Raw genomic sequence first — 11,786 nt, 5'->3', positions numbered from 1 at the left:
GAGAGGGATGCGCAGTCGCTCAGAGAGCGGTGATGGTTCGCGGGGCTCGTTCCGCTCGGCTGAGGGCGCGGAGGAGGGCGGTCTGGCCGTGCCGTTCGGTGGCCAGCCCGCAGAGCACGCTGATCACCGTGTCGAACCAGGTCCGGGGAAAGGCCGGGGTGGGGACTCCGAGACTGGTGGCCAGGTCGTCGCAGTGCACGGCCAACTCCAGCAAACGGGTGACCAGGTAGTCGTCCAGCGACAGGGACCACGGGCCCCAAGGGAGTTGGATCACCCGGTCGGGCGGTTCGGCGGGTAGCCGCTTGCGCAGGTCGGCGAGGGCGACGGCAACCGCGTCGAGCAGGGGAGCGGCACCGGCGGCCGCCTGTTCCTCGGCGGCCCGGCGGATGTAGTTGTTGACCTCGCTGTCCAGGTCGCCATCGAGCCACGTCGACCTGGCGAAGTGCTCCGTCAGCGAGAGCCGTTCGTCGACGGCCGGCGCGTCGAGGACCGGTGGCACCTGGGTGATCTGGCCGGCCAGGTGGGCGGTGAGGCCGCCGACCCGGAGTCTGGCCAGCGAACTCGGCGCTTCCCATCGCGCCACCACGGTCGGATGGGCCAGCAGGGTCGCGGTGATCGCGGCCGACTCCAGGTAGACCTCTCTGACGCTCACGGTCCCAGTGTGGAGACGGCCAGGAGGCGGCTCAACGGCAGCGACAGGTGGAGCAAAAAGGTTTGACGGTCACCACGGGTGCTGTTGGAGTGGGCGGATGAGCGACCCCGGCAAGGTGGTTCCGGCGATTCGCACCGCGGTGGCGGCTGACCTTCCGGCGCTGCGGGAGGTGTACCGCGCGGCGTCGCTGTCCAACGCCGGCGACGCCCCGTTGCTGCTGGCCCGCCCGGAGTTCCTGGTCTTCGCCGGTGACGGCGTCGCCGACGGACGCACGCTGGTCGCGGTGCTCGACGGCAAGGTGGTCGGGTTCGCCACCGTCGCGCCCGGCGAGGACGACGGCCCGGAGTTGGAGGATCTGTTCGTCGATCCGGACCAGCGTCGCCGCGGCATCGCCCGCCTCCTGGTCGAGCGGCTCGCCGGCACCGCCCGCGAAACCGGTCACCGGCGCATGTGGGTGACCGGCAACTCGCACGCCCTGGCGTTCTACCACGCCGCCGGCTTCGTCGAGGTCGCTCGAACCCGCACCGCACTCGGCACGGGCCTGCGCATGTCACTCGACCTGCGCCCGCCCGAACAGCCGCGCTGACCGGGCTCGATGCGCGGCGGGGACTTCCGCGTGCGGAGCGAATAGGGCTGCTATCGGCCGGCTCGTTTGCCGAGGGCCTCGGTCAGGCAGCGCAGGAGGTGCTGGACGGCGGCGGAGCGGCCGCCGGTCCGGGTGGTGGCGTGGATCTGCCGGGCCAGGCCCTCCGGGTGGCTGATCGGCAGGTAGATGACGCCGCGCTGGGGTGTGGCGGCGAGCTGGGGCACCAGCGAGACGCCGAATCCGGCGGCGACCATGGCCAGCACCATCGGATAGCTGTGCACCCGCACGTTGATCCGCGGCTCGAACCCGGCGGCCCGGCAGGCCATCTCGGTGGCGGCCTGGAAACCGGTGCTGGTCAGCGCGGCCACCCAGTCGGCGCCGGCGAAGTCGGCCAGCGACACCGGCGGCGGCCCAGCGCGCAGCCCGGCCTGCGGTTCGGCGGCCAGCGGGGTGCGGGGCTCGGCGGTTGGGCCGGCCTGGGATGTGGCGGGTAGCGAGGTGCGGGGGACGGCGAGCAGCATCGGCTCGCGGTAGAGGGGGCGCTGGCTGAGCCCGCGCAGGTCGGGACGGGTCAGCGGGGCGTAGTCGTGGGTGACTGCCAGGTCGATGTCGCCGGAGCGGACCCGCGGCAGCGCCTCGTCCGACTCCAGTTCGGTGAATCGCACTTCGACCTCCGGGTGGCACCGGCGGAACGCGGTCAGTGCCGGGACGGTGAAGCTGATCGCCGCGGTGGCGAACGCGGCCACCCGGATCGTGCCGCCGCGCAGGCCGGCCACCTGGCGCACCGCCCGCTCCGCCTCGGCGAGCGAGGCCAGCACCGGCTCGGCCTGCTCGGCGAGGACCCGGCCGGCCTCGGTGAGCCGGACGCTGCGCGCCGAGCGCTCCAGCAGCGGGACGCCGACGTCGCGCTCCAGAGCGGACAGCTGCTGGGAGGCGGCCGCCGCGGTGCAGCCGGCCCGGGTGGCGGCGCCGGCGATGGTCCCGGTGGCGGCGACGTCACGCAGCAGGCTGAGACGGCGGGGGTCGAGCATAAGGGAACCCTATGCTGAGCGATGCGAGCATGCATTCCGCCAGGGCTCCCGGGCGTGGCAGGTTGGCCGGGTGCCTCTCGATCCGCATCTGCTCGCCGCCTTCACCGTCACCACGATCGTCGCGACTCTCGCGCCCGGGCCGGACATGCTGTTCGTCCTCGGTTGCGGGATGCGCGGCGGCCCGCGCGCCGGTCTGCTCGCCACCGCCGGGATCGCCACCAGCGAGGCGATCCACGTGCTGGTCGCCGCGGCCGGGCTGAGCGCGCTGTTCACCGCGGTGCCCGGGGCGTTCACCGCGCTGCGGCAGGCGGGTGCGGTCTACCTCGCCTTCCTGGGCGTGCAGATGATCCGGCGGCGCGGCGACCTGATCATGGCGGGCGGGGGAGACGGGCGCCGGGCGTACCTCAATGGGGTCCTGACCAATCTGTCGAACCCGAAGATGATCGCCTTCTCGGTGGCGTTCCTGCCGCAGTTCGTCGATCCGGCGCTGGGCGCCGTGTGGGTGCAATTCGTCGCGCTCGGCGCGATCCTGATCGTGCTGGAGTTCCTGATCGACGGGGGAGTGGGCGTGTTCGCCGGTCGCCTCGGCGGATGGCTGCGGCACCGGCGGAACCTGCGGCGGCGGATCGACACCGCGACCGGCGGCCTGCTGATCGCGCTGGGTCTCCGGCTCGCGGCGCAGCAGTAGGACGCGGCGGTGCAGCAGTAGGACACGGCGGGGCGGCAGCAGGACATGGCGGGGCTTGTGCCGGGCCGGGTGGAGCGAGTTGATCAAATAGGCGGATGACCGATGAGGAGATCGTCGAGCGGATCCGGAAGGCGCGGCGGCGCGAGCCGCGGCAGGAGCGGATCGGGGAGCACACCGTGCTCGTCGACACGGTGCGGCTGCCGGGCGGGGTGCTGACGACGGTGCACCGGGTGCGCGACGGGCAGGTCACGGTGCTGCAGGCGGGGGCCGGCTCGTTCCGCGAGGACGTGGCTCGGGCCCTGCTGGATGTGCCCGCGGTCCCGGCCGCGACGGTGCAGCCGGTTCCCATCGACGTCCCTGGCCTGCGCCTCGACCGGGCGCTCGTGCTGGGACCCGTCGGCGAGCAGGACGAGGGCGGGCAGGACGAGGGCGGGCGGGACAAGGACAGGGAGAAGGACGGCCAGGACAAGGGCGGGCAGGAACGGGGTCGCAACGACGAGTGGGAGGCGCGGGCCGTCACCGTGGTGGCCGTGCACCACAGCGAGATCCTCCCCGGCGAGTCCCCGGAGGCCTTCGCGACGGCCAGCTCGTCCCGCGGCACCGGCCTGGCCCATCACCTCGACGACTGGAACCGCCAGCCGGTGCCCCGCGCCGACGCCCGCCTGCTCGACGACTGGCCGGGCGGCGTGATGCGCCGTTCGGAGCGGTTCCACCCGTGGCACGCCGAGCGGATGCTGACCCGGGTCGCCCCGGACGGCCCGTCCGGGGTCCGCGTCGAGGTCCGCAGCATGGCCGGTCACGTCGTGGTCCTGCGCCGCGAGTGGGACCGCGGCGTCGGCACCCTGACCTTCCCGGACGGCACCGCGACACCGGTCGACCTGCCGCGGCACGAGCTGTGGGCCCGGCTCGGCCCGATCTTCCTGGGTGACGGCGGCGACGACCGGACCGGCCTGGTCACCGTCGCCCCGGGGACGCCGGAGGTGGACGTGCTGGAGATGCGCTACCAGACCGAGGACCACGGCTGGGCGTCGCTGCCCCGGATGGACACGCTGGATAGCTGCGTGGCCCGCCTGGACCACCAGATCCTGCGGACGCCGGGCAACTGGGCGGTCTTCACCTCCCGCTCGGACGCGGTGATCCAGGTGGAGTGCACCGAGGACGGTGGGCTCTGGCTGGAGACCCCGGACCCGGCCACCCAGCGCTCGCTGGGCCGCCTGGTCACCGTGCAGGAGGCCAGCTCCCTGCTGGAGCTGCTGGCCCGGGAGGACCGCAGTGCTGTGCCCGAGCTGCCCGGGGTGGAGACGGTCGCCTGGGACTGACCGCCCGGCGCCTCCACCGCCGCTGCAGAGGTTCTCCAGCGGGGGATGAGATGACTGCGCCATGTCTATCTCCCCCTGCGAGCTGATCGTCCGCCGGCTGCTGGCCGAGGTGCACAACGGCCACCGGCCGGAACGCCTGCGCGCCCACTACGCGCCCGACCACCTGGAGTACGACCCACGGGTGGCGCCCGGCTCGGGTGTGGCCGGGCTCGAGGCGTTCTGGGCCGAGCTGCTGGACGCCGTACCGGATCTGCGGGTCGAGCCGGGCGTCGCGCTCGCCGACGGCGACCGGATGATGATGTTCCTGCGCTGGCGGGGCACGTTCCGGCCGGGCACCCCGGGCGAACGCGACTTCGAGCTGCACACCAGCGAGATCTTCGAGGTGGCCGACGGGCAGATCGCCGAGCACTGGGCGGTGGTCGACTACTCCGTGCTGCGGCCGCTCGGCTTCCTGCCCCGGCAGCGCACCGACCTGCGCCGCCCGGACCTGGTCGGGGTGCACACGGCGGCCGAGCGGGCCAACGCCGAGGCGGTGCTCGGGTCGTACCGGGAGGTGCTGACCGAGCATCGCCTGGACCGCGCCGAGGTCTACTACGAGCGCGACTACGTGCACCACAACATGCAGATGCCGGCCGTGCCGAACGGCGTGGAGGCGTTCAAGGCGTACTTCGCCGGGAACTTCGCGGCGTACCCGGACCTCACCGCGACGGTCGATCACCTGGTCGCGGACCGCGACCGGGTGATGGTCTTCGCCACCTGGCGGGGCCGGTTCACCGGTGAGTCGCGCGGCCGCAAGCCGACCGGGCGGGCGCTGACGCTGCGCACCTCGGACCTGTTCCGGCTGGTCGACGGGCGGGTGGCGGAGCACTGGGAGGTGGTCGACTACAGCGGCCTGGAGGATGTCGGCGTGCCGGTCCGGCAGCCGGTCCCGCGGTGACCGCCGGCCCGGGCTCCCGGGCGCTGGAGGCGGCCTGGAGGACCGCTGAACGGACGGTGCCCCGGTCAGCGCCCTGTGCCTCAATGGCTGCCATGCAGATTCGCAGTCTGGACGGCGATGACGAAGCCACGGTCGACCTTCTGCTCCCCGGATTCCGCGCCACGATGGCGGCGGCCGCACCCGCCGACCCACCGGCGCCGGCCGCCCTGCTGGCCCGGCTGCTGCAACGCCGGTGGGGCACCGAGCGGCTGGTGCTGGCCGCCTTCGACGGCGAACGGCCGCTGGGCTTCGCCAAGCTCGGCACCGACGTGCGGACCGATCCGGCGGTGGCGCACGGCTCGCTGTGGGTCTTCCCGGCCGAGCGCCGGCGCGGCGCCGGCCGGGCCCTGCTCGCCGCGGCCCGCGACGAGCTGCGCGGCACCGGGCACGAGACGCTGCTGCTGGACGCGCCGGAGTCGGCGGGGGCGGCGGCGTTCGGCGCGGCGCTCGGCGGCCGCCGGTCCGGGGCGAACCTGCGGCACCGCCTCGACCTGCGCGCCTGGACCGCGCCCGCGGTGACCGGCCGGCGGGCCGGGCTGCGCCTGGTGCGGTGGACCGACGCGTGCCCGGACGACCTGGTGGAGTCGTATGCCCGGGCCTGGGACCGGCTGGACGTCGCGGTGAACGGGCAGGCCCGCCCGGGTGGCGGCGGGGTCCGCGGGGTCCGGTTGCGCGAGGCGGAGGCGGCGCGCAGCGGGAACCGTCAGGCGGCCGTCGCCGCGGTCCGGGCCGGCGACGGCGAGGTGGTCGGGTACAGCACGCTGTTTGTCCGGAACAGCCCGATGGCCGACACCGGCGAGACCCTGGTGCTGCCGGAGCGCCGCCGCCAGGGGATCGGGCTGCTGCTCAAGACGGAGCTGATCGGCTGGACCGCCGCCGAGCACCCGCACCTGAGCGCACTGCAGGCGTGGAACGACGAGCGCAACGCCGCCGTCGTCGCGCTCAACCGCCGGATCGGCTTCACCGTCGACCAGCGGTGGCTGACCTACCGGTTCGACGTCTGAGCCGGGGACCGCACTCATCACGGAGGGACAGTTCATGTCGAGAAAGCAGCGCTTCGCCCGTACCGTAGGGGCGTTGATCCTGGGGTTGGCCGCGCTCGCGGCCCCGAGCCCGGCAGCGGCCCAGCCCGCCGCCGCGGGCATCGAGCGGGCCCTGGACGGCCTGCTCGAAGACGTCTACAACGAGCACCGGGTGAACCGGGTGGCGAGCTACTTCACCGCGGACTACGTCGAGCACGACGCGCGGATCGCGCCCGGGCTGACCGGCCTGCGCGGCTACCTGCGGGATCTGTTCACCGGCTTCCCGGACCTGACCGCGACGGTGCTGGTGTCGCACGTCGACAACGACCGGGCGATGGTCTTCGTGTCCTGGCACGGGCACCAGACCGGGCCGTTCGCCGGTCAGCCGGCCAGCGGCAAGGAGCTGACGCTGGTCACCAGCGAGCTGTTCGAGTTCCGCGGGCAGAAGGTCGCCGAGCACTGGGACACGGTGGACTACTCGGTGCTCAAGCCGTTCGGTGTGGCGCCGCAGCTGGAGACCCAGCCGCGTGAGCCGGAGCTGAGCGGCTGTCACACCGACACGGAGAAGGCCAACGCCGCGCGGATCATCGAGGCCGCCGACGTGGTGATGACCCAGCACCGGCTGGACCTGGCCGACCGCTATTACCAGCAGGATTACCAGCACCACAACTTCCAGCGCCCGGCGGTGGACGGCGGGCTGGAGGCGTTCCGGCAGTTCTTCGCGAGCAACTTCGTCACCTTCCCCGATCTTTCGGTACGCATCGACCACGTGCTCGCCCAGGGCGACCGGGTCTCCGTCTCGGCCACCTGGAGCGGTCACTTCACCGGCGACTTCCACGGTGTCCCGCCGACCGGCCAGCTGCTCGTGATGCACACCTCGGACCAGTACCGCTTCGGCGCCGACGGCAAGGTGGCCGAGCACTGGGAGGTGGTGGACTACTCCAGTTTCGCGGCCGCGGGCATCCCGCTCTGACGGCCGGCGACGCCCGGCCCGGCACCGGCCGGCCGGGCGTCGTCACCGGGGTCCGCGTCGTCCGGCCGCAGCTCGGCGAGCGCGTCCACGTACTTGAGCAGCAGCCGGGCGAACTCCATCCGCTCGCCCCGGGACCAGTCCCGGGTGATGAACTCGAAGGCCTGCCGCTGGTGCGCGCGGAACCGGTCCAGCATGGCCCGGCCGGCCGCGGTCAGCTCCAGGACGGTGCGCCGGCCGTCCCGCTGGGACGCGGCCCGGACCAGGTACCCGCTGGCGATGCAGTCGGAGACCATCCGGCTGGCCACCGACGGGTCGACGCCGAGCCGCTCGGCCACCACGCCGACGGTGACCTCCCGCCGCTGCGACTCCGGGCCCTCCTCGATCAGGTTGAGCACCAGGGTGCGGGTCATGTCCTTGCGCGGCACCGGGTTCTCCACCCGGAGCAGCGCGCCGCGGCGCAGCCGGGAGAACGCCGCGCCCACCGCGTCGAGCATCGCGTCGCCGTCCGTGGTTGTCATGCCGGTCATGGTAGTGCGTTGCTTCCTCGCCGCAATCATATGTATGGTCGCATGTACTTGCATGAGAACACGCAATCAGCTTCGAGAGGGCACAAGTGATGACCCAGAACAACCGGACGGACGTCGTCATCGTCGGGGGCGGCCCGGTCGGCATGCTGCTCGCCGCCGAGCTGCGACTCGCCGGCACCAGCGTGGTACTGCTCGAACAGCTGCCGGAGCGATCGCCGCATTCCAAGGCGTTCGGCCTGCACGCCCGGTCCCTGGAGTCGCTGGACCGGCGCGGCCTGGTGGACCGCTTCCGGGACGGCGCCCGCTCCTGGAACAACGGTCACTTCGCCGGCCTGGACGTCTGGGTCGACTTCAGCCTGCTGGACAGCAGCCACGGCTACGCGCTGCTCAGCGAGCAGGCGCGGACCGAGGAACTGCTGGAGGCGCACGCGATCGAGTCCGGCGCGGACATCCGCCGCCGGCACACGGTCACCGCGATCGACCAGGACGCCGACGGGGTCACGGTCGCCGCCACCGGGCCGGACGGCGCCTACGAGCTGCGCGCCGCGTACGTGGTCGGCTGCGACGGCGCGCGCAGCATCGTGCGCAAGGCGGCCGGCATCGGCTTCCCGGGCACCGGCGGCCGGGTGACCGCCCGCCTCGGCGACGTGGTGCTCGCCGACCGGGACAACGCCCCGATGGGCATGGAGCGCACCGAGCGCGGCCTGCTCTTCTGCGTGCCGCTGGACGACCGCTACCACCGGGTGGCGACCTTCGACTTCGGACCGGACAAGAAGAACCCGGAGGAGAGCCTCACCCTCGACGAGCTGACCGCCAGCATGCGCGAGATCTGGGGCACCGACCACGGCGCGCACGACGCCCGGTGGCTGTCCTGGTTCACCGACTCGGCCCGCCAGGCCGACCGGTACCGGTCCGGCCGGATCCTGCTGGCCGGCGACGCCGCGCACATCCACTTCCCGGTCGGCGGCCAGGGCCTCAACCTGGGCCTGCAGGACGCGCTGAACCTCGGGTGGAAGCTGGCCGCGCAGATCCACGGCTGGGCCCCGGCCGGGCTGCTGGACACCTACGACGCCGAGCGGCAGCCGCCGGCCCGCCGGGTGCTGGAGAACACCCGGGCGCAGATCGCCCTGATGAACCCGGACCCGGACGTCACCCCGCTGCGCGAGCTGCTCGAGTCGCTGATGCGGATCGACGCGGCCAACCGGCACATCGCCGAGATGCTCTCCGGTGTCAACGTCCACTACGACCTGTCCGGCGGCGCCGAGGTGCACCCGCTGGTCGGCAGGTTCGCGCCGGACCTGCCGCTGGAGACCGCGGACGGCGGGACCCGGCTGGCCGAGCTGCTGCGCGGCGGCACAGCCGTGCTGCTCGACCTGGGTGGCAGCGCCGAGATCGCGGCAGCCCACCGGGACTGGTCGGCGAGCGTCGCCGACGCCTCCCGGGTCACCTCGGTCGCGGCCACCGGCAAGGACGAGTCCGACCTGGCCGGGCTGCTGGTCCGCCCGGACGGTTACGTCGCCTGGGCGGCCGCCCGGGACACCGAGCCGCAGCGGGTCCGGGACGGGCTCGGCGCCGCGCTGCGCACCTGGTTCGGCAAGAGCTGATCGCCGCCGCCCCGGCCGCGACGGGGGTCGCGGCCGGGGCGCCACCCCTGACCGCACCTCCTGAGAAGGAAATCGCATGACCGACGACGTGGCAGTGGCGTTCCCGTTCATCCGGCAGTCCCCGATCGAGCCACCGGACGACTACCAGCGGCTGCGGGACGCCCGGGTGGTCCAGGTCCGGATGTCCACCGGCGCACCGGCCTACCTGGTGGGGCGTTACGAGGACGTCCGGATGGTGCTCACCGACCCGCGGTTCAGCAGCGACCTGCACCGGCCCGGCGTGCCGCAGCCGTCGCCGTTCCCGCCGGACGACAGCATGCACCACACCGACGCGCCCGAGCACACCCGGCTGCGCCGGCTGGTGTCGGCCGGGTTCACCCCGCGCCGGGTCGAGCAGATGCGGCCGCGGATCCAGCAGCTCGCCGACGAGCTGATCGACCGGATGGTGCTGGCCGGTGAGCCGGCCGACCTGAACGCGGCGTTCGCGCACCCGCTGCCGATCACGGTGATCTGTGAGCTGCTCGGCGTGCCGCTGTCCGACCGGGACGCCTTCGTCGGCTGGGCCGGCACGCTGGTGGCGCTGGCCGAGGTGCCGGTCGACACGATCGTGGCGGCCTACATGTCGCTGCGCGGCTACCTCACCGACCTGACCAAGGCGAAGCGGGCGAACCCGGGTGACGACCTGCTCAGCGCCCTCGTGCAGGCGCACGACGGCGGTGACCGGCTGAGCGAGTCGGAGCTGGTCTCGATGGCCACGCTGCTGCTGATCGCCGGGTACGAGACCACCATCCACCAGATCGGCAGCTGCGTCGTGATGCTCCTGGAGCACCCGGAGCAGTTGGCCGCGCTGCGCCGGGACGAGAGCCTGCTCGGGCCGGCCATGGAGGAGCTGATGCGCTTCCAGGGCCCGGGCGACGGCGCCGCGTACCGGGTGACCCTGGAGGAGGTGCGGATCGGGGACACGGTCATCCCGGCGAACAGCGGGGTGCTGGCCGCGATCGGGGCGGCCAACCGGGACGAGCGGGAGTTCACCGACCCGGCGGCGCTCGACATCCGGCGCAGGAACCTCGCGCACCTGACGCTCGGGCAGGGCATGCACTACTGCCTGGGCGCGTCACTGGGCCGGCTGGAGCTGGAGATCGCGGTGGGCACGCTGCTCCGGCGGCTGCCGCAGCTGCGGCTCGCGGTGCCCGCCACCGAGCTGGTGTGGCTGCCGAACCGGCTGCTGAGCGGCTATGCCGAGATCCCGGTGAGCTGGTCCGCACCGTAAATGCTTGTAGTCACGCAGTTGTGTGATAGTGTGCATGTATTCGGAACCGGGGCGTCCCCGGCGGGGTCCATGAGTGTGCTCTGGACTCGATCTCACTCCCATCTGGAGCAGACTGATGCGAATCGTTCGTCACTACAACCACGGCGACCCGTCCGTGCTGCGCGTCGAGGAGGCGCCGAAGCCGGCGCCCGGCCCGCGTGACGTCCTCATCCGGGTCGAAGCGATCGGCGTCAACTTCGCCGAGGTGCAGCGCCGTCAGGGCCTGCCGATCGGCGGCCCGGCCGAGCTGCCCGGCGCGCCCGGCGGCGACGTGGCCGGCACCGTCGAGGCGATCGGCGACGACGTCACCGGCGTGCAGCCCGGCGACCGCGTGGTGGCCGGCGTCTGGCACGGCGCCTACGCCGACTACGTCACCGCCGACGCCACCTCACTGCTGGCCATCCCGGACGGCGTCGACGCCGGCCAGGCCACCGCGCTGCTCAGCCCGGCGCAGACCGCCTACCACGCGATCACCGCGGGCGGCCGGCTCCAGGCCGGCGAGACCATCCTGATCGACGCCGCGGCCGGCGGGGTCGGCCACCTGGCGGTGCAGATCGCCAAGGCGCTCGGCGCCGGCAAGGTGATCGCCACCGCCAGCAGCCCGGCCAAGCTGGAGTTCGCCCGCTCGCTCGGCGCCGACGTCGCGATCGACTACACCAAGGACGGCTGGGCCGAGGAGGTGCTGGCCGCCACCGACGGCAAGGGCGCCGACGTGATCCTGGAGACCGTCGGCGGCGACATCCTGCGGCAGAGCATCCCGCTGATCGCCCAGTTCGGCCGGCTGGTCTTCTACGGATCGGCCGCCGGGTTCGACATCCCGCCGGTCAGCGTCGTCGACCTGATCGACATGAAGACGGTCACCGGCTTCAGCCTCTACGCGATCATGTTCACCCAGCCGGAGGTCATCCAGGCCGGCGAGCGCGACCTGGTGAACATGCTGGCCACCGGCAAGCTCAAGCCGGTCGTGCACACCACGCTGCCGCTCGACGAGGCCGCCAAGGCGCACGAGCTGATGGAGGCCCGGGCCCAGCTCGGCAAGGTCGTCCTCGTTCCGTAACACCTGACCCGCGGGGTGCGAGTCCCCCGTCTCGCGCCCCGC

General features: G+C 73.1%; 12 protein-coding genes. 9 read left to right on the top strand and 3 right to left on the bottom strand.

The window, feature by feature from the left end:
* Nucleotides 1-19: 19 nt before the first annotated feature.
* Nucleotides 20-652, bottom strand: a complete 633-nt coding sequence (locus BJY16_RS33960) for a maleylpyruvate isomerase N-terminal domain-containing protein (RefSeq protein WP_203759191.1) — start codon at nt 650-652, stop codon at nt 20-22.
* Nucleotides 653-749: 97 nt separating this feature from the next.
* Here BJY16_RS33960 and BJY16_RS33955 point away from each other — a divergent pair, with 97 nt between their 5' ends.
* Nucleotides 750-1,238, top strand: a complete 489-nt coding sequence (locus BJY16_RS33955) for a GNAT family N-acetyltransferase (RefSeq protein WP_185043642.1) — start codon at nt 750-752, stop codon at nt 1,236-1,238.
* 50 nt (nt 1,239-1,288) lie between these two features.
* On the opposite strand, the gene BJY16_RS33950 is transcribed toward BJY16_RS33955, so the two are convergent.
* Nucleotides 1,289-2,269, bottom strand: coding sequence for a LysR family transcriptional regulator (locus tag BJY16_RS33950; RefSeq protein ID WP_185043641.1), 981 nt, complete (start codon nt 2,267-2,269; stop codon nt 1,289-1,291).
* 70 nt (nt 2,270-2,339) lie between these two features.
* Here BJY16_RS33950 and BJY16_RS33945 point away from each other — a divergent pair, with 70 nt between their 5' ends.
* The 5 genes from BJY16_RS33945 (at nt 2,340) to BJY16_RS33925 (ending at nt 7,247) form a co-directional block, all read left to right on the top strand.
* Nucleotides 2,340-2,957 (top strand): LysE family translocator, encoded by a 618-nt coding sequence (locus BJY16_RS33945; RefSeq protein WP_185043640.1) that lies wholly within the window; start codon nt 2,340-2,342, stop codon nt 2,955-2,957.
* 95 nt (nt 2,958-3,052) lie between these two features.
* The gene (locus BJY16_RS33940; RefSeq protein ID WP_185043639.1) at nt 3,053-4,276 is read left to right on the top strand and encodes a hypothetical protein; all 1,224 of its coding nucleotides are present in this window, start codon (nt 3,053-3,055) and stop codon (nt 4,274-4,276) included.
* A gap of 61 nt (nt 4,277-4,337) precedes the next feature.
* Nucleotides 4,338-5,213: an ester cyclase family protein gene (locus BJY16_RS33935; protein ID WP_185043638.1), complete on the top strand. Its 876-nt coding sequence runs from the start codon at nt 4,338-4,340 to the stop codon at nt 5,211-5,213.
* Between the two features lie 92 nt (nt 5,214-5,305).
* Entirely contained in the window at nt 5,306-6,256 is a 951-nt protein-coding gene (locus BJY16_RS33930; RefSeq protein ID WP_185043637.1) for a GNAT family N-acetyltransferase, read from the top strand.
* A gap of 73 nt (nt 6,257-6,329) precedes the next feature.
* Nucleotides 6,330-7,247, top strand: coding sequence for an ester cyclase family protein (locus tag BJY16_RS33925; protein ID WP_185043636.1), 918 nt, complete (start codon nt 6,330-6,332; stop codon nt 7,245-7,247).
* Here BJY16_RS33925 and BJY16_RS33920 read toward each other — a convergent pair.
* Nucleotides 7,211-7,765, bottom strand: coding sequence for a MarR family winged helix-turn-helix transcriptional regulator (locus BJY16_RS33920; protein ID WP_239177873.1), 555 nt, complete (start codon nt 7,763-7,765; stop codon nt 7,211-7,213). The two genes, BJY16_RS33925 and BJY16_RS33920, sit on opposite strands and share 37 nt — an antisense overlap.
* A 98-nt stretch (nt 7,766-7,863) precedes the next feature.
* On the opposite strand from BJY16_RS33920, the gene BJY16_RS33915 reads away from it, so the two are divergent.
* The 3 genes from BJY16_RS33915 to BJY16_RS33905 all read left to right on the top strand — a co-directional run bounded on the left by BJY16_RS33915 (nt 7,864) and on the right by BJY16_RS33905 (nt 11,744).
* Nucleotides 7,864-9,378 (top strand): FAD-dependent monooxygenase, encoded by a 1,515-nt coding sequence (locus BJY16_RS33915; RefSeq protein WP_185043634.1) that lies wholly within the window; start codon nt 7,864-7,866, stop codon nt 9,376-9,378.
* 76 nt (nt 9,379-9,454) lie between these two features.
* Entirely contained in the window at nt 9,455-10,648 is a 1,194-nt protein-coding gene (locus BJY16_RS33910; protein WP_185043633.1) for a cytochrome P450 family protein, read from the top strand.
* Between the two features lie 115 nt (nt 10,649-10,763).
* Nucleotides 10,764-11,744: a quinone oxidoreductase family protein gene (locus BJY16_RS33905; RefSeq protein WP_185043632.1), complete on the top strand. Its 981-nt coding sequence runs from the start codon at nt 10,764-10,766 to the stop codon at nt 11,742-11,744.
* Nucleotides 11,745-11,786 lie beyond the last annotated feature (42 nt).

The organism is Actinoplanes octamycinicus (assembly GCF_014205225.1).
Classification (GTDB): Bacteria; Actinomycetota; Actinomycetes; order Mycobacteriales; family Micromonosporaceae; genus Actinoplanes; species Actinoplanes octamycinicus.
Note: the sequence above shows the minus strand (reverse complement) of the source record. Positions and strands in the feature narration are given on the sequence as shown.